We start from the raw sequence: 15,253 nt of genomic DNA, 5'->3' as shown, positions 1-15,253 counted from the left end.
TTTTTGAAGAATGGATCTAGATAATAATAAGCCTATTGTAATTTTTGATAACACATTAAGTGTTGTACGGTCTATATTTGCTGCAATACTATATACAATCACTTTTGGAATAGCATTTTACTATTTCAACTTTTTATATGTAACTGAGTTGAGCGAAGATTCTTTTAAATCATTTCCTCGTTTTATTTTTATTTTTTGTTTTTCTTTTGCGGCATCTGTTAAATTTTCAAAAGTTAGTATTGTTGAAGTTGATGTGCTAAATAAATTAATATTCATAACAACTAAGATTGTCTTTTATAAAAAAGTAAAAACTATTGATGCTGTCGAATTTGAATATGTTGTTTTAGCAAATAAAAACTTTTCCTATGAAATTACTTTGTGGTATGACGGTAATAGACACTTTGTTATATTAAGTTTTAATAAAAAAAGTAAAGCTGTTTTATATGCAAAAAGCCTTTGTAAGCAATTAAAAATTGATTTACTAGATAGAACTTCAGGAAAACCAGTATGGATAGAAAACGCTGAATTATGAAATTTCCACAATCATTACAAAATAAAATCAGCAATCGTAAAGAAAATAACGCTTTACGAGTACTAAAGCCACAAAGTCAACTTGTTGATTTTGCTTCAAACGATTATTTAGGTTTTTCAAAGTGTGAATCTATTTTTAATAAATCGCACCAATTTTTAGTAGATAAACAAATAATTCAAAATGGCGCAACTGGTTCTCGATTACTTTCGGGTAATCATGAATTATTTGAGCTGACCGAAAACTTTATTGCTAATTTTCATCAAGCGGAAACAGCATTATTGTTTAATTCGGGTTATGATGCTAATGTTGGTTTCTTCAGTACAGTTCCAGAGCGTAATGATATAATTCTTTATGACGAACTTTGTCACGCTTCTATTCGTGATGGAATTCAACTAAGTTTAGCTAAATCATATAAATTTAAGCACAATAACTTAGAAAATTTAGAGGAACTAATTCTCCGTTTTCAGTCTGAAACTATTGAAATTTATATTGTTACCGAATCTGTTTTTTCTATGGATGGTGATTCTCCAGATATTAAAAAAATCGCATTACTTTCAAAAAAACACAAAGCGCTCTTAGTTGTTGACGAAGCGCATGCGTTAGGTGCTTTGGGTGAAAAAGGTGAAGGTTTAGTTCAAAGTCTTGAAGTCCAAGATGACATTTTTGCTAGAATTATGACTTTTGGAAAAGGTTTAGGCTGTCATGGTTCTGCTATTTTAGGAAGCAATCAATTAAGAGAATATTTAATTAATTTTTGCAGAAGTTTTATTTATACAACAGCGCTTTCACCTCATGCTGTGGCTACAATATTAGTTGCTTATCAAGAGTTGAATTTATCCCAAGATAAAATTCAAAAACTAAAGGAAAATTCTCTATATTTTGATAATTTATGTATTAATTGGGATGGATATAAACCTAATAATTCAAGTATAAAGTCAATTGTAATTTCTGGAAATAGTAAAGTAAAAGAGACTGCACATTTTCTTCAAAAAAACGGTTTTGGTGTGAAGCCTATTTTATCACCAACTGTTCCTGAAGGACAAGAAAGATTACGATTTTGTTTGCATTCGTACAATTCTAAAGATGAAATAAAGCAAGTTTTAGATTTGTTAGCTAATTTATAAAAATAAAAAAATGAAATATTTTATTACAGGAATAGGAACAGATGTTGGTAAAACAATTGCATCAGCCATTATAACCGAAGCATTAGAAGCAGATTATTGGAAACCAATACAAGCTGGTGATTTAGATAATTCCGATAGTCATAAGGTTAAAAAATATATTTCCAATGCTAAAACTACTTTTCATAATAATAGTTATGCTTTAAACACGCCTGCAAGTCCGCATTTAGCAGCAAATATAGATAATGTTGTTATTAATGTAGAAAACATTAAAGTTCCTAAAACGAAGAATAAATTGATTATTGAAGGTGCAGGAGGTTTGTTTGTTCCTTTGAACGAAAAAGATACTATTGTAGATTTAATTCAACCTGATTATAAAGTTATTGTTGTTTCTCGTCATTACTTAGGGAGCATAAATCATACTTTATTGACAATTGAAGCTTTAAAAAATAGAAATATTTCTATTGCCGGAATTATATTTAATGGTGACGAAAATTCAGCTACTGAAGAAATTATCTTATCAAAAACCAATTGTAAATTTTTAGGTCGCATTGAAAACGAACCTTATTTCGATCAAAATGTGGTAAAATATTATGCAGATTTGTTTAGAGAAAGTCTTTTAGCAATTAAATAAAAGCTCAAAAATGTAAAGATATAAGTGATTAGACTTTTATCTTTGCATTAAATCTTGAACAAAACAATCTATTTTCTTTATTTTATTTATAAATCATGACGCTTTCAGAAAAAGACAATTTATACAATTGGCATCCTTATACACAACACAAAAATGCATTTAATCATCCTGTTATTGTAAAAGGAAGTGGCGCTTTACTTTGGGATGATTCGGGTAAAGAATATGTTGATGCAATTGCAAGTTGGTGGGTTAATCCATTCGGGCATAGTAATGTATTTATTGCTCAAGCTATTTTTAAGCAGTTAACACAATTAGAACATGTTCTATTTGGTGGCTTTACACATGAACCCGCTATTTTGCTCTCTGAAAAATTAGCTCAAATTTTACCTAACAATCAAAAACGTTTTTTTTATTCCGATAATGGATCGTCTGCTGTTGAAGTAGCTTTAAAAGTTGCATTACAATATTTTTACAACAAAGGTGAAAAACGTACAAAAATTATCGCTTTTGAAGATGCTTTCCATGGCGATACATTCGGGGCTATGGCAACAAGTGGTATCTCTTTTTTTACAGAAGCTTTCAAAGGCTCAATGTTAGAAGTGGTTCGTATTCCGGTTCCAACCAAAGGGAATGAAGTAAAAAGTGCAAATGCTTTAAAAAAATTAGTTGCTACAAATGACTATGCTGCTTTTATTTTCGAACCATTAGTTCAAGGAGCGGCAGGAATGGTTATGTATTCGTCTTCGGCTTTAGACGAATTAATTTCCATTGCAAAAAAAGGTAATGTTTTTACTATTGCCGATGAAGTAATGACAGGTTTTGGTAAAACAGGTAAAAACTTTGCTTGCGATTATTTAATTGAAAAACCTGACATGATGTGTCTTTCTAAAGCACTTACTGGCGGTACAATTCCTATGGCTGTAACCAGTTTTACGCAAGAAATATTTGATGGTTTTTATGATGATGATGTAAATAAAGCTTTGTTTCATGGTCACACTTTTACGGCTAATCCAACAGGTTGTGCTGCAGCTTTAGCAAGTATTGAATTATTAGAAACAAAAGAAATTCAAAATAACATTCAACTAGTAAATCAAAGTCATTTAGCTTTTGAGCAACATATTAAAAACCATCCTAAAGTTTCCTCTACGCGAGTTTTAGGAGTCATTTTTGCATTGGAAATTAAAGTCAATGGTAAGCAAGATTATTACGGAGAAATGCGAAATAAATTATATTCTTTCTTCATTGAAAAAGGTGTTATACTTCGTCCTGTTGGAAATATTATTTACGTTTTGCCTCCATATATAATTTCAAAAGAACATTTAAAAAAAATATACCAAACCATTGAAGAAGCATTAGATTATATCTAATTTTGTTTGGAGCGTATCTCTTGGTATCTTTGCAATCCATTTTCCTGCTGTTTGTTACAATCTTTTTAATTTTAAAAAAAAATAAAAAGGATTTTCACTTCCATCAGGGCTAATTTTTAATCTTATTACCTTTTTGAAAACATCAATTTCTATAATTTCACAATCCAGTATTTCTGCATTAGGTTCTCAATTTAATGAAATATGGGATTCTTATTTAAATGATTCAAGTTGTATTTCGAAAGAAATTATCAATAATGAGCTTGTTAATGTAGCGAGCTTATCTAAAGAAATTAAAAATGAAATTGAAGATTTAAGAGTTTCAGATTCAAAATATAAATCTTTAGACAATTCTGTGCTCTTTGCAATTTTAGTCGCTAGAAATGCGGTTAAAAACGCTGGTTGGGACAAAAATGATGTATTTGGAATAAACATTGGTTCTTCTCGTGGAGCAACGGCTTTATTTGAAGAATATCACGAAGAATTTTTAAAAACAAAAAGAGTCTCTTTATTAGCTTCTCCAACCACAACCCTCGGTAACATTTCGAGTTGGGTGGCCAATGATTTAAGAAGTCAAGGTCCAGATATTTCTCATTCAATTACATGTTCTACTGCTTTTCACGCTATTTTAAATGGAATTGCATGGATTAATGCTGGTTTTGTAAATAAGTTTTTAGTTGGAGGTAGTGAAGCGCCAATTACGCCGTTTACTATTGCCCAAATGAAAGCGCTTAAAATTTATTCTCGAATAACGGATTCTAATTACCCTTGTTTGGCTTTAGATTTAAATAAAAGGGAAAACACAATGGTTATTGGTGAAGCAGCTAGTGTCGTTTGTTTAGAAAACGGAATTAAAGAAAATGCAATTGCTGTTATCGAAGGAATAGGTTATGCTACCGAAATTCTAGAACATAATATTTCAATTTCTACTGAGGCAGATTGCTTTCAAAAATCAATGAAAATGGCATTAGAGAATGTTTCGCTTAATGATGTTGATGTAATTGTTATGCATGCGCCAGGAACTATAAAAGGAGATTTGTCTGAGTTTAAAGCTATCCAAAAAGTTTTCGGTTCAAAAACTCCATTATTAACTTCTAATAAGTGGAAAGTTGGTCACACATTTGCAACATCTGGAATGTTGAGTTTAGAGTTGGCCATTCTTATGCTTCAAAAACAAGAATTTATTGGAATACCTTATGTTAATAGTATATCTAAAAAAACTAAAATAAATAAAGTTTTAATTAATGCCGTAGGTTTTGGAGGAAATGCAGTAAGCATTTTAATTTCTAAGTAATAAAAAAGCCTTACTAATTAGTAAGGCTTTTTTATTATGTTAGAGTTTTATTTAAAATTTTGCTCTATTATCTTTAATGTCTGCTTTTTCTTTTATTGCTTGATAAGCTCTTGTTTGTGCAGAATTTAATTGTTGTGTTTTTTCTTGCGAAATAAATGAGTTGTAATTTGTTACAGCTGGAGCATTTGCAACAGTTTTTAATTTAACCATATAAACACCTGAATTTCCGACAATTAATTTTGAAGTTGCATTTGGTTTTAAGCTAAAAGCAGTACCTACAACTTTTGGTTCAGAACCAATATTTGGTAAAACCGGACTTCCAACTGAAACTCCAGTTGCATTTGAAATAGTTGCTTTAGAACTTTGTGCAACAGCTTCTAAAGTGCTACCAGACATTTTTTTCTTAATTAATTCAGCTTTCTTTTCATTTTTTAAAATTGGAAGCACAACTTCTTTAGCAGTTGCAATGCTCATTAAACCAGTTTCATTTTTTGATTTAATTTTAGCGATTACATATCCTTGTGGAATATCAAATCTACTAATTGTGCCTACTGAGTTATCGCTATTAAAAGCCCATCTGATAATTTCTCTTTGTGCACCTAATCCTTGAATGTACTCATCAAATGCTCTAATGTTGTTAGATGGTGTTACTGTAGATTTATTAGTAGTTGCTACAGTTTCAAAACCTTTTTCGTTTGCATCTGCTTCAAATTTACTAGCTTTTGTGTAAATTTCATCAATTGTTGCTTCAGAAGGTTCTATTTTTTGAGCAATAGTTCCTAATAATACCGCGTTATATTTGTCAGAAATTTTAATAACGTGGAATCCAAAGTCAGTTTCTACAACTCCAATTGATCCTATTGGATTATTGAATACGAAATCGTTAAAAGTTGGAACCATTTGTCCTGGTGTAATGTTGTCATATTCTCCACCATTTCCTTTTGATCCTGGATCGTCAGAATTTGCAGTTGCTAATGCAGCAAAATTTGCAGGGTTAGCTTTTGCTTGAGCTAATAAGTCATTCGCTAATGCTTGAGCTTCTTCTTTAGTTCTTGTTGATGTAGATTGAGAAGCGCCTGCAAATGAAATTAAAATATGACTTGCTTTTGCGCTTGCATTTGGCTTGCGACCAATCATTCTTGATAAACACTGATGTCCATTGAAAACATATGGTCCAAAAACCTCACCATTATTTAAATTAAATAATTGTTCTTGAAAATCTAACGGTAAGTCTTTTTTAGCTAAATAAGTTGAGTCGAATTTAATATCAGAATTTGCATTTACATATTCACCTATATTTGCAACAGTTTTTAATCCTGGTAATGTGTCATTTTTTCCAGTTGCTTCATTGTAAGCGATTTTTCCATATAAGGCATCGTTTATTGAAACAATCATTGCATCTTCGTCTTGTTTTGAAGGTTTGTTCTCAAATAAAACATAATCAATATCAACTGTGTTGTCTGATTTATATTTTTTTGGATATTTTTTAATGTAAGCCATGATTTCATCATCAGAAACTTTAACTTCATCATCATTGATGTTTGAAAAAGGAAGAGTTACAAAATCGAAATCAACTTTTTTATTGTCTATCTCATATTTAAATTGTCCTTCAACTTTAGTTACATACATACCGCCTTTAAGCATATTGTTGTACATTAATTCTTTAGCATACTTTTCAACACTATTTTCATAGCTTTTCCATTGATTCCATGTTTCTGGATTTGGATCATTTCTTTTCGACTTAACAAATTCTTTGAATTTATTTTCGTCAAATTGACCTGCTTCGTTTAAAAATTGTGGATTCTGAGCAATATTTGGATCAGTTTTAATAATGTTTATTAATTGATCATTACCAATTCTTATTCCAAGTTTTTCAAACTCATCATTAAGTAAAAGACCTCTAACTTCTTGTTCCCAAACACTATTGACAGCTTGAGTATTTGTTGTGCCTTGTCCTTGTTTTTCAGCTTGTGCAACTTTTTGCATAAAATCTTGTACTGCTATTTCTTGACCATTTACAGATCCAACATCATTTGATCCACCGCCAAATCCACCGCCTTTAATAACATCTGCTAATACAAATGAAAACAATGCTAACGCAATGATTACAATTAGAAAGAATGAACGTTGTCTAATTTTAGATAATACTGCCATTTTTATTTAATTTATTTTATATAGAGGGCGAAAATACAATTATCTATTCAATTATAAAATAGTAATTTTATATTTTCAGTTATTTTTTTAAAGTTTTTTACTGTTTCTCATCCAAGATTGAAAGTCGGACTAATTCTATCTTTTTATTTGAAGCGGAATGAATCGTTATTTCGAAATTGTCGATTTTGATTTTTTCTTTGTTTTGTGGTATTTCTTTCGTGTTATTAACTATAAAGCCTCCAAGAGTAATGTATGAATCAGATTCAGGTATGTTTAAGTTGTATTTTTGATTAATAAATTCAACATCTAACCTTCCTGAAAATAAATAAGTATTTTCTTCGATAATTTCATCTATTAACTCTTCTTCTAAATCATGTTCGTCTTCAATTTCGCCAAAAAGTTCTTCAATAATATCTTCAACTGTTATAATTCCGGATGTTCCACCATACTCATCTAAAATAACAGCAACACTTTTCCTTTTCTTTGTTAAAATATCTAATAAATCTTTAATTAGAATTGTCTCAGGAACAAATTCAATAGAAATCATTACTGATTTAATTGTTTTTGGTTTTTTGAATAACTCAAATGAATGAACGTAACCCAAAATATCATCAACTGAATTTTGATACACTAAAATTTTTGAATAACCTGTTTTTACAAATAATTCTTTTAATTCTTCAACAGAGTCTAGAACATCTACTGCTGATATTTCAGTTCTAGGCGTCATAATGTCTCTTGCTTTCAATTCTGAAAATTCAAGTGCATTTTGAAACATTTGTATTTCCGAATCTATTTCATCATCATCAGAAACGCTACTCATTTGCTCGTTTATATAATTGCCTAGTTCTACTTTACTAAAGTAATCCTGTATTTGATCGCCTTCTGTTTTAAAAAATTTCTTTAGAATAAAATCTGAAATCCATAAAACAAACTTTGTGATCCAAAAAAATAAAATGTAAAATAAGTAAGCTGGTACTGCAAATAATTTAATGAAAGAGTTGGCGTAAATTTGAAAAAATACTTTAGGTAAAAACTCTGCAGTCATTAAAATAATGATTGTAGATAATATGGTTTGAAGTAAGAGACTTATGAAAGGTGAAAATGTATAACTTAAAGACTCAATCCAATTCATAAGTAAATCTCCCGAATAAATACCATAAATTACCAAAACAACATTGTTGCCAATAAGCATGGAGGTTATGAATTGTGATGGTTTTTCGGTAAGTTTTGAAAGAATTTTTGAGTTAAAATTATTTTGTTTTTTTTCAATTGATAAAAATACTTTGTTTGAAGAAACATAAGCAATTTCCATTCCTGAAAAAAAAGCAGAAAGTAATAAGCAAATAACAATAATAGCTATCTCCATTATTTGTTGTTTCTGTTTTGGTATTTATTATGGAAGTTCCTTCTAAAGAAAAACATTCCAATAGCTGCTGCTCCAAATGCTAAATAAAGAATTGGATTTTTTTCATTTGTGTATTCTTCATATGCTTTATAAAGAAATAAGAAGCCACATACCAAATATGCGTATTGAATGAATTTAAGATACTTCATGATTTATTGTTTTAGCAAAAGTAATGAAAATATAAATATAAGGAATAAGACAATTAATTTAAGTTGTTTACTTCTCCACTGCTTTTTTGCATGTTAAACACTTTAAAGTCTTTGCTAAAGTCTACACCAGGGCCTTGAAGAAATCCTCCAGCTTCATCGGTGTATTTAAATATTTTTTCGGTAAAAAACCATTCGTTTTTTTGGTCAAAGTAAAGTTGACTCGTTTCTAGTTTTTTGCCATCGTGCGAGTTGATGACCACATTACCTTGAAGATCTATTATGTCTGTTTTTTTATATGATATTGCGTAATCTGCAACAATTGTAGTTGTTTTACCATTGTCATCAAACATGGTAACAGTTATTCCATTTGGAAATTCAGTAAAAGCGTTTTTAATGTTACTGTAATCTAACATTTTTTTACTGACTAAAATAGACTTTATTTTTCCTGAATCGGTGTACTTTGCGACAAAATCTTCTGCTTCACCTGCAGGTATAAAAGAAGATTGATTAAATTTTTGTACGTCTTTTAAACTGGTTTCACATGAAAAACACATAGTCGCGATAGGTATCGTGACTATGGTTTTAAATATATTTTTAAATGATTTTTTCATTTATAGTTTTGGTACAGTTATGCTTCCGCCAACCCAGCAATTAAATGCTATTCTTTGCCCTGCTTTACCAGATTCGAAAATCTCAGTTCTTGATGGTGCAGCAGCTCTATAACTAGCAGCTAATTTTGATGCAGTTCCTTTTAAAGAACTGTCTGCTTTTCCGGCTTTGTCTGCTTCATCAGCCGCTAGCCAGTACATTGCTCTTTTTTCAAAAGGATTGCTTCCGCAGTCGTTAATGCTGCTTCCATATAATTGAGCAATTAATAAATATGCTTTACCATAAGAAGGTTTTACAGCTAAAGCTTTTCTAGCATAAGCTCTTGATTGAGATTTGTTAGATTTGCTATACATTGTTGCCATACGATAATAAACAAATGCTTTTTTAGAATTGTCAGTAAACATTTCTGCAGCTTTGTTAAAATAGTCAACAGCTTTTGAAGTGTTTTTTCTTTGTAATTCAACAATTCCTAACTTATACGCAGCGTCTGCACTTGGGTTTAGTTTGTAAAGTGCTTCAGATATTTTAGAGAAAAGTGGATCTCCATCGCACTCTTTAGCTTCTAATCTGTCGGCAGCTCTCTTTAGCCAAAGTTCGTTGTTTTTATTTTCCTCAAAACCTTTTTGGTAGAAAGGAATAAGTTTTTCACAAGTAGATAATTCAACAATTTTAGAATCCATACTTCCCATAACAGTTGAAAAAGCTTCTAAATTAATTTCATATTTATTTTTAGCTCTTTCTTCTCTACTGTCTAATACTTCTCCAGCTTCTTCTTTAGCTAATAAAATATCTTTAGCGTCAGATAGCTCTTTTTCTTCTTCCGTTAACTTTTCAGAAATATCATCGTATTTATCAAAAACTTGTTGTAAAGTAATTCCTTTAGTATTTGCTTCATAGTCGTTTACAAATAATTCAAAATAAGTATATAAAGCTTTAGGTGAATCAAAATTTGCAATATCTGTTTTAAAGGCATTATCTAATAACTTGTATGCTTCATCTTTTGTTCCAATATTGTTTTCGAACAAAGCCATTGCTTTTTTCATTCCATTTCCTGCGCCATTATTTGGAAAATTTTTGTCGTGTTCATCATATAATTTAATTAAATCACGAACATATTTTTCCTTGTCAGCAGGAGTTGCTGCTTTATCTATAGCTTGGTTAATAACAAATTCACCATAAGTATATATTCCATTATGAAAAGAAGGGCAGTCTTTTCTTAAAGTGTTTAAGTATTCGTAAGCAGATGGATCTTTAGCTTTTGCAGAAGAAGCCATTAAGCTTAAAGTTTCTGTACAAACTTCTGGGCTTTGAGCTTGTGCAAAAAAACCAGTTGCTATAGCAAATAATAATGTTAATTTCGTTTTCATCTTTAATCTGTTCAAAATTTATTAATCTATTTTTCTTTTTCTAAACCACTTATCACTTAATGACAAACCAATACTTAAGTTAAAGTAATTTTCTTCTATTAAGCCGTTTGAAGTAGTTCCTTTTTTACCAAATTCAACACCTATGTTGATTTTTGAATAACCTATAGGTAGTCCTAGTCCAAAATTCATGCCATAATCGTTTATACTTTCATTTTGTATTATTAATCCTGTTTTTTCATATCTAAAACCAGCCCTATATACTATTTTGTTAAAATAGTTTGAGTAAGAGTCGAATTTTGGGATATAATATCCACCAATGATATATTTTTGAGAATTTTCGTAGCTAGACGATACAGATGTAGATGTGAAATCAGTAAATCTATTGTTTTGATTACTACTGTTTTGGAAGGTAATTTCTGTTCCAATAAGCCATTTGTTTGTCTCACCTATACCGGCTCCGATCGAAAGTTTAGAAGGGATTACTAATTTAGAATCAGGAACTTCAATGTCTCTAGGATTGATTACATATTCGGTTCCTGTAATTGAACTGTAAGTTACTGTGGCAATATTTCTTTCGTTGGCAGAATTTAGTTTTACTTCAGGATTATAAGTTATACTTGAATATAATTTTAACTTTTCAGTTATTTTTTTATTATATAAAGCTCCAAAACTTACTGATATTCCACTTATTGTTGAAGTGTTTTTTTCTCTTGTTCCATATTGTACATTACTTATTGATTCTATAGCAATGTTTTCAATACTTCCAAAATTATAATGTATGTCTGCTCCAACACTAATGTTCTCGTTAAACGAATAAGCTGTTCCTATGAATAATCTGTTGATGTTTCCAATTCCTTTAAAGGTGTTGTTTCTTTCGGCATCGTCTGATTCAGTTATACTGCTACTTATTTTGTAACCAATTGAACTATATGGCATAAGCCCAAAAGCTGCTCCAAATTTTCCCATAGGTACACCTACAGATATATAGTCTAAAGTTGTTCTTTTAGCATTTTCTTCAGATTCAGTATTACTTAATTTACTAAATGTTGATGTTCCTCCAACTCCAAAAGTTGTAAGTCTTAAGTTAGAATATGATGCAGGGTTTAATAAGTTAAGACTTATACTGTCTCCAGCGAAACTTAAGCCACCCATTGCTTTAGCGTCTTCAGTACCTCTAAATTTAACATCTCCAAGACCATAAAATGAATAAGGTGAAGAAGTGTTTTCTTGCGCGAAGCCTATAAACGATGTTAATAAGCCGATAATAACGATTATTTTTTTAGTCATTTTTATTGTTACAATAGGTGTATAAATTGTTCAAACTTTCCAATAAGAAATTTGAATTCGCAAATATGGTGTTTTTTAAACTTTTAGCCAAAAAAACTGCGTCTCCACCTGTTAAAATTATTGTTAAATCTTTATTTAGTTCTTTATATTGAGTTATAAAGCCATCAATTTCATTTATAACACCATTAATTACTCCAGAATAAATAGATTCTGAAGTGCTTTTTCCAATTAAAAAATCAATTTCTTTATTTTCTAATAACGGTAATTTTGCTGTATAAGTATTCAAACTATTATATCTAAGCGATAAACCTGGTGAAATTGCCCCTCCTTGATACACATTATTTGAATCTACATAATCATATGTAATGCATGTTCCGGCATCAATTATAAGTCGGTTTTGATTTTTAAAGCTTAAAACGGCTCCGGCACTTAAAACTAGTCTGTCAATGCCTAAAGTTTCTTTTGTTTTGTAATTGTTTGAAAACGGGAAAGGAGTTTTATTTGAGATTTCAAGTAAATTGATATTTTTTTTTAGATAAGAAATAGTGTTTTCATCTAGGTTAGCCACAGAAGAAATGACTCCATTTGAAACTTTCTCATATTTTTTTAAAATTTTTTTAAAATTTTTTTGTGCTTCATCTTGTTTAAAAATAAACTTGTTTAAAAGTGTATTTTGTTCAAAAACAGCACATTTAATATATGAATTTCCAATATCTATTGCTAATAACATTATCTTGTAATTTGAAAAGCAAATATACAAATTGATTTTTTTTAAAAATTGTTTTGGATAATATAAAAATGGTTCTATATTTGCACTCGCAATAAGGAAGGTACCTTAGCTCAGATGGTAGAGCAACGGACTGAAAATCCGTGTGTCCCTGGTTCGATCCCTGGAGGTACCACTTTATAAACCCGAATAGAAATATTCGGGTTTTTTGTTTTTAACACTTATAACATGTGTACATTAGAACACCATATCATCATAAGTTAAAATCGTAGTGTAGCCTTTTGTTCTAAAATAATCAGTAGGGTCGTTTTTAGAAAGCACCATTACAAAATCGCCGCCCCAAGCGCCAAGACTTTTTACAACTCCTTTAAAATCGTGAAAAAGCTGTTCTTTTACGGTTAACATTTCAAGTACATCGTTCATTATAGCTTGGTGTTTTTCCATAAGAAGAGCAAAATCTCTTCCTTCATTAACCAGTAAAGTTTCTTCGGTTATAGTGTTTATTTTAGTAATTATTTTGTCAACTTTATGTTGTTTGCTTATATAATTGCTAATGGCGTTGCTGCTGCTTTGTTTTTTGTTCAGGTAAACAAAATGTATGTTTTCTTTGAATGTTGGGTTGAAATTAACCGTTTCAAAATGAGGTTTGCCGTTCTCTAAAGTATAAATTATAGGTTCGTTGGTTTGCGCGCAAGCAATATCATAACCGCTTCCGCCAAAGCTTTTTTGCAATAATTCAAAAGCATCAATATTTAACCATTGTGCAATGTTGTTTAATAGTGTAGAAGATGTTCCTAAGCCCCAAAGGCGAGGAAAGGTAAGTTTGGTTTCTATGATATATCCTTTAGCTTTTGAAATGAATGTAGGATTTTGAATATAAGCTTGATGTAAAATAGCAATTAGTTTTGTTTTTACATCGGAAAAAGCATCTGATTTTGTTTTCGAAATAATTTCATCAAAACGAATTGTGTCTTCGAACCAAATGGTGTGGTCTGAATCAAAGCTTTTCCATTGGATAAGATTGTTGCTTCCTTTTTCGATAGTTAAACTTTGCCCAAACTTTGTAGGAACTGCTAATGCTTTCGCACCATTAAGGACTACATATTCGCCAGTGAGTAATAATTTTCCGTTGCTGTAATAGGTTTGTTTCAATTTTTGTGTTTTTAGCCCCGATTGTAGCGGCATCCTGTCATTGTGTGGTTTTGATGAGATTGCTTCGTGCCTCGCAATGACAGATATAGCGAAAAGCGGGAATAGCTTCTTATTACTTTCTTAATTGTTCTAAATAATCAACCACTAAACTATGAGAAATGGTGTTGTTTTTAAAATAATCTAACACTTTTGCTTTTTCTTCTTTTGTTGCTTGGTGTTGATTTAAAATATTCATGATGTGCATTTTCATGTGTCCTTGTTGAATTCCTGTTGTAGTTAAAGAACGAACAGCAGCGAAGTTTTGTGCTAAACCTGTAACGGCAACAATTTTCATTAACTCTTCTGCGCTTGGTTTGCCTAACATTTCTAAAGAAAATTTAACTAATGGATGCAAAGTGGTTAACCCGCCAATGGTTCCAATAGCAAGTGGAATATCTATCCAAAAGGTGAAAACGTCATTTTCTATTTTTGCATGTGATAAGCTTGAATAACTTCCGTTTCTGCTTGCGTAAGCGTGAACTCCGGCTGCAACTGCTCTAAAATCGTTTCCGGTTGCTACAATAACAGCGTCAATTCCGTTCATAATTCCTTTGTTGTGCGTTACGGCTCTATACGGTTCAATTTCGGCAATTTTAATAGCGTTAACGAACTTTTCGGCAAACTCTTTTGAGTCGATTGAAGGATCATCACTTAATTGGTCTATTGGGCAAGAAACTTCGGCTCTTACAATGCAATTTGGCACATAATTACTCAAGATGCTCATGATAACTTGAATGTTTTTTTCTTCTTCATTAAAGTTATTATATTCTCTTGCTTCGTTTTCTAATGTTTTGGCGAATTGCTCCAAACAGGTATTGATGAAGTTAGCTCCCATGCTGTCTTTTGTGTTAAAAGTAGCGTGAAGTTGGAAATAATTTTCAATATCAGATGTTTTGTCTCTTAATTCAATATCTAAAATTCCACCGCCACGTTTTTGCATGTTTTTGGTGAAATTTTCAGTATCAGAAAAGAATTTTGGTTTTATAACTGAAAAGAAATTCTGCAGTTTTTCAAATGAACCTTTGAATAAAAAATGCACTTGACCAATTTTTTCGGTATTGATTACGGTTGCTTTAAATCCGCCTCTTTGTTCCCAAAATTTAGCTGCTTTTGAAGCTGCTGCTACCACTGAACTTTCTTCGATTGCCATAGGAATAGTGTAATTTTTTCCGTTGATGACAAAATTTGGCGCAACTCCGTATGGTAAATAAAAGTTGGTTAAAGTATTTTCGATAAATTCATCATGAAGTTTTTGTAAATCTTCATTTGAATTCCAATATTGTTTAACAGTTTCAGTTGCTTTGGCAGGATTACTAAAATAAGTGTTTGAAATCCATTCGATTTTTTCTTGTTTGGAAAGCTTAGAAAAGCCTTTTATATTTTGATTCATGTTTATTGATAATTGATATGCAAAGATAT

The 15,253-nt window shown here is 30.7% G+C and carries 14 protein-coding genes and 1 tRNA gene; 6 read left to right on the top strand and 9 right to left on the bottom strand.

Annotation, left to right across the window (positions count from 1 at the left end; genetic code table 11):
- Positions 1-10 precede the first annotated feature (10 nt).
- The 5 genes from OLM55_RS02020 to OLM55_RS02000 all read left to right on the top strand — a co-directional run bounded on the left by OLM55_RS02020 (position 11) and on the right by OLM55_RS02000 (position 4,945).
- Positions 11-532 carry a hypothetical protein gene (locus OLM55_RS02020; RefSeq protein ID WP_264559752.1) on the top strand — a complete coding sequence of 174 codons (522 nt, stop codon included), beginning with the start codon at positions 11-13 and terminating at the stop codon, positions 530-532.
- Complete coding sequence (locus tag OLM55_RS02015; RefSeq protein ID WP_264559751.1) at positions 529-1,656, top strand: aminotransferase class I/II-fold pyridoxal phosphate-dependent enzyme; 1,128 nt, start codon at positions 529-531, stop codon at positions 1,654-1,656. Before OLM55_RS02020 ends, OLM55_RS02015 begins: the two co-directional genes overlap by 4 nt.
- A 10-nt stretch (positions 1,657-1,666) precedes the next feature.
- Positions 1,667-2,287: a dethiobiotin synthase gene (gene bioD / locus OLM55_RS02010; RefSeq protein ID WP_264559750.1), complete on the top strand. Its 621-nt coding sequence runs from the start codon at positions 1,667-1,669 to the stop codon at positions 2,285-2,287.
- Positions 2,288-2,382: 95 nt separating this feature from the next.
- On the top strand, positions 2,383-3,654 hold the full coding sequence (gene bioA, locus OLM55_RS02005) for an adenosylmethionine--8-amino-7-oxononanoate transaminase (RefSeq protein ID WP_264559749.1): 1,272 nt from the start codon (positions 2,383-2,385) through the stop codon (positions 3,652-3,654).
- Between the two features lie 133 nt (positions 3,655-3,787).
- Complete coding sequence (locus tag OLM55_RS02000; RefSeq protein WP_264559748.1) at positions 3,788-4,945, top strand: beta-ketoacyl synthase N-terminal-like domain-containing protein; 1,158 nt, start codon at positions 3,788-3,790, stop codon at positions 4,943-4,945.
- A gap of 51 nt (positions 4,946-4,996) precedes the next feature.
- Here OLM55_RS02000 and OLM55_RS01995 read toward each other — a convergent pair whose 3' ends face one another.
- The 7 genes from OLM55_RS01995 to OLM55_RS01965 all read right to left on the bottom strand — a co-directional run bounded on the left by OLM55_RS01995 (position 4,997) and on the right by OLM55_RS01965 (position 12,646).
- Positions 4,997-7,099, bottom strand: a complete 2,103-nt coding sequence (locus OLM55_RS01995; protein ID WP_264559747.1) for a peptidylprolyl isomerase — start codon at positions 7,097-7,099, stop codon at positions 4,997-4,999.
- Positions 7,100-7,196: 97 nt separating this feature from the next.
- Positions 7,197-8,465 carry a hemolysin family protein gene (locus OLM55_RS01990; protein WP_264559746.1) on the bottom strand — a complete coding sequence of 423 codons (1,269 nt, stop codon included), beginning with the start codon at positions 8,463-8,465 and terminating at the stop codon, positions 7,197-7,199.
- On the bottom strand, positions 8,465-8,653 hold the full coding sequence (locus OLM55_RS01985) for a hypothetical protein (protein ID WP_264559745.1): 189 nt from the start codon (positions 8,651-8,653) through the stop codon (positions 8,465-8,467). Before OLM55_RS01985 ends, OLM55_RS01990 begins: the two co-directional genes overlap by 1 nt.
- Before the next feature lie 53 nt (positions 8,654-8,706).
- Positions 8,707-9,264, bottom strand: coding sequence for an LPS export ABC transporter periplasmic protein LptC (gene lptC, locus OLM55_RS01980; RefSeq protein WP_264559744.1), 558 nt, complete (start codon positions 9,262-9,264; stop codon positions 8,707-8,709).
- Positions 9,265-10,629 (bottom strand): tetratricopeptide repeat protein, encoded by a 1,365-nt coding sequence (locus OLM55_RS01975; protein ID WP_264559743.1) that lies wholly within the window; start codon positions 10,627-10,629, stop codon positions 9,265-9,267. It abuts the gene before it with no gap.
- Between the two features lie 21 nt (positions 10,630-10,650).
- On the bottom strand, positions 10,651-11,916 hold the full coding sequence (locus tag OLM55_RS01970) for a hypothetical protein (protein WP_264559742.1): 1,266 nt from the start codon (positions 11,914-11,916) through the stop codon (positions 10,651-10,653).
- Positions 11,909-12,646 (bottom strand): type III pantothenate kinase, encoded by a 738-nt coding sequence (locus OLM55_RS01965; protein WP_264559741.1) that lies wholly within the window; start codon positions 12,644-12,646, stop codon positions 11,909-11,911. Before OLM55_RS01965 ends, OLM55_RS01970 begins: the two co-directional genes overlap by 8 nt.
- A 99-nt stretch (positions 12,647-12,745) precedes the next feature.
- Here OLM55_RS01965 and OLM55_RS01960 point away from each other — a divergent pair.
- Positions 12,746-12,818 (top strand) — tRNA-Phe (locus OLM55_RS01960).
- A 62-nt stretch (positions 12,819-12,880) separates the two neighbouring features.
- Here OLM55_RS01960 and OLM55_RS01955 read toward each other — a convergent pair.
- Together OLM55_RS01955 and OLM55_RS01950 are read right to left on the bottom strand one after the other, a co-directional pair.
- Complete coding sequence (locus OLM55_RS01955) at positions 12,881-13,795, bottom strand: GYDIA family GHMP kinase (protein ID WP_264559740.1); 915 nt, start codon at positions 13,793-13,795, stop codon at positions 12,881-12,883.
- Positions 13,796-13,907: 112 nt separating this feature from the next.
- On the bottom strand, positions 13,908-15,224 hold the full coding sequence (locus tag OLM55_RS01950) for a hydroxymethylglutaryl-CoA reductase, degradative (protein ID WP_264559739.1): 1,317 nt from the start codon (positions 15,222-15,224) through the stop codon (positions 13,908-13,910).
- Positions 15,225-15,253: the final 29 nt, after the last annotated feature.

It is taken from the genome of Flavobacterium sp. N2270 (assembly GCF_025947225.1).
In the GTDB taxonomy this organism is placed as follows: domain Bacteria; phylum Bacteroidota; class Bacteroidia; order Flavobacteriales; family Flavobacteriaceae; genus Flavobacterium.
This window is presented reverse-complemented; position numbering and strand designations above follow the sequence as displayed.

What these genes read in the sequence shown, in the direction of transcription:
- OLM55_RS02020 (WP_264559752.1), top strand. Translation starts at nt 11, where the DNA reads ATGGATCTAGATAATAATAAGCCTATTGTAATTTTTGATAACACATTA.
- OLM55_RS02015 (WP_264559751.1), top strand. Translation starts at nt 529, where the DNA reads ATGAAATTTCCACAATCATTACAAAATAAAATCAGCAATCGTAAAGAA.
- bioA (WP_264559749.1), top strand. Translation starts at nt 2,383, where the DNA reads ATGACGCTTTCAGAAAAAGACAATTTATACAATTGGCATCCTTATACA.
- bioD (WP_264559750.1), top strand. Translation starts at nt 1,667, where the DNA reads ATGAAATATTTTATTACAGGAATAGGAACAGATGTTGGTAAAACAATT.
- OLM55_RS01965 (WP_264559741.1), bottom strand. Translation starts at nt 12,646, where the DNA reads ATGTTATTAGCAATAGATATTGGAAATTCATATATTAAATGTGCTGTT.
- OLM55_RS01950 (WP_264559739.1), bottom strand. Translation starts at nt 15,224, where the DNA reads ATGAATCAAAATATAAAAGGCTTTTCTAAGCTTTCCAAACAAGAAAAA.
- OLM55_RS01985 (WP_264559745.1), bottom strand. Translation starts at nt 8,653, where the DNA reads ATGAAGTATCTTAAATTCATTCAATACGCATATTTGGTATGTGGCTTC.
- OLM55_RS01990 (WP_264559746.1), bottom strand. Translation starts at nt 8,465, where the DNA reads ATGGAGATAGCTATTATTGTTATTTGCTTATTACTTTCTGCTTTTTTT.
- OLM55_RS01995 (WP_264559747.1), bottom strand. Translation starts at nt 7,099, where the DNA reads ATGGCAGTATTATCTAAAATTAGACAACGTTCATTCTTTCTAATTGTA.
- OLM55_RS01970 (WP_264559742.1), bottom strand. Translation starts at nt 11,916, where the DNA reads ATGACTAAAAAAATAATCGTTATTATCGGCTTATTAACATCGTTTATA.
- lptC (WP_264559744.1), bottom strand. Translation starts at nt 9,264, where the DNA reads ATGAAAAAATCATTTAAAAATATATTTAAAACCATAGTCACGATACCT.
- OLM55_RS01975 (WP_264559743.1), bottom strand. Translation starts at nt 10,629, where the DNA reads ATGAAAACGAAATTAACATTATTATTTGCTATAGCAACTGGTTTTTTT.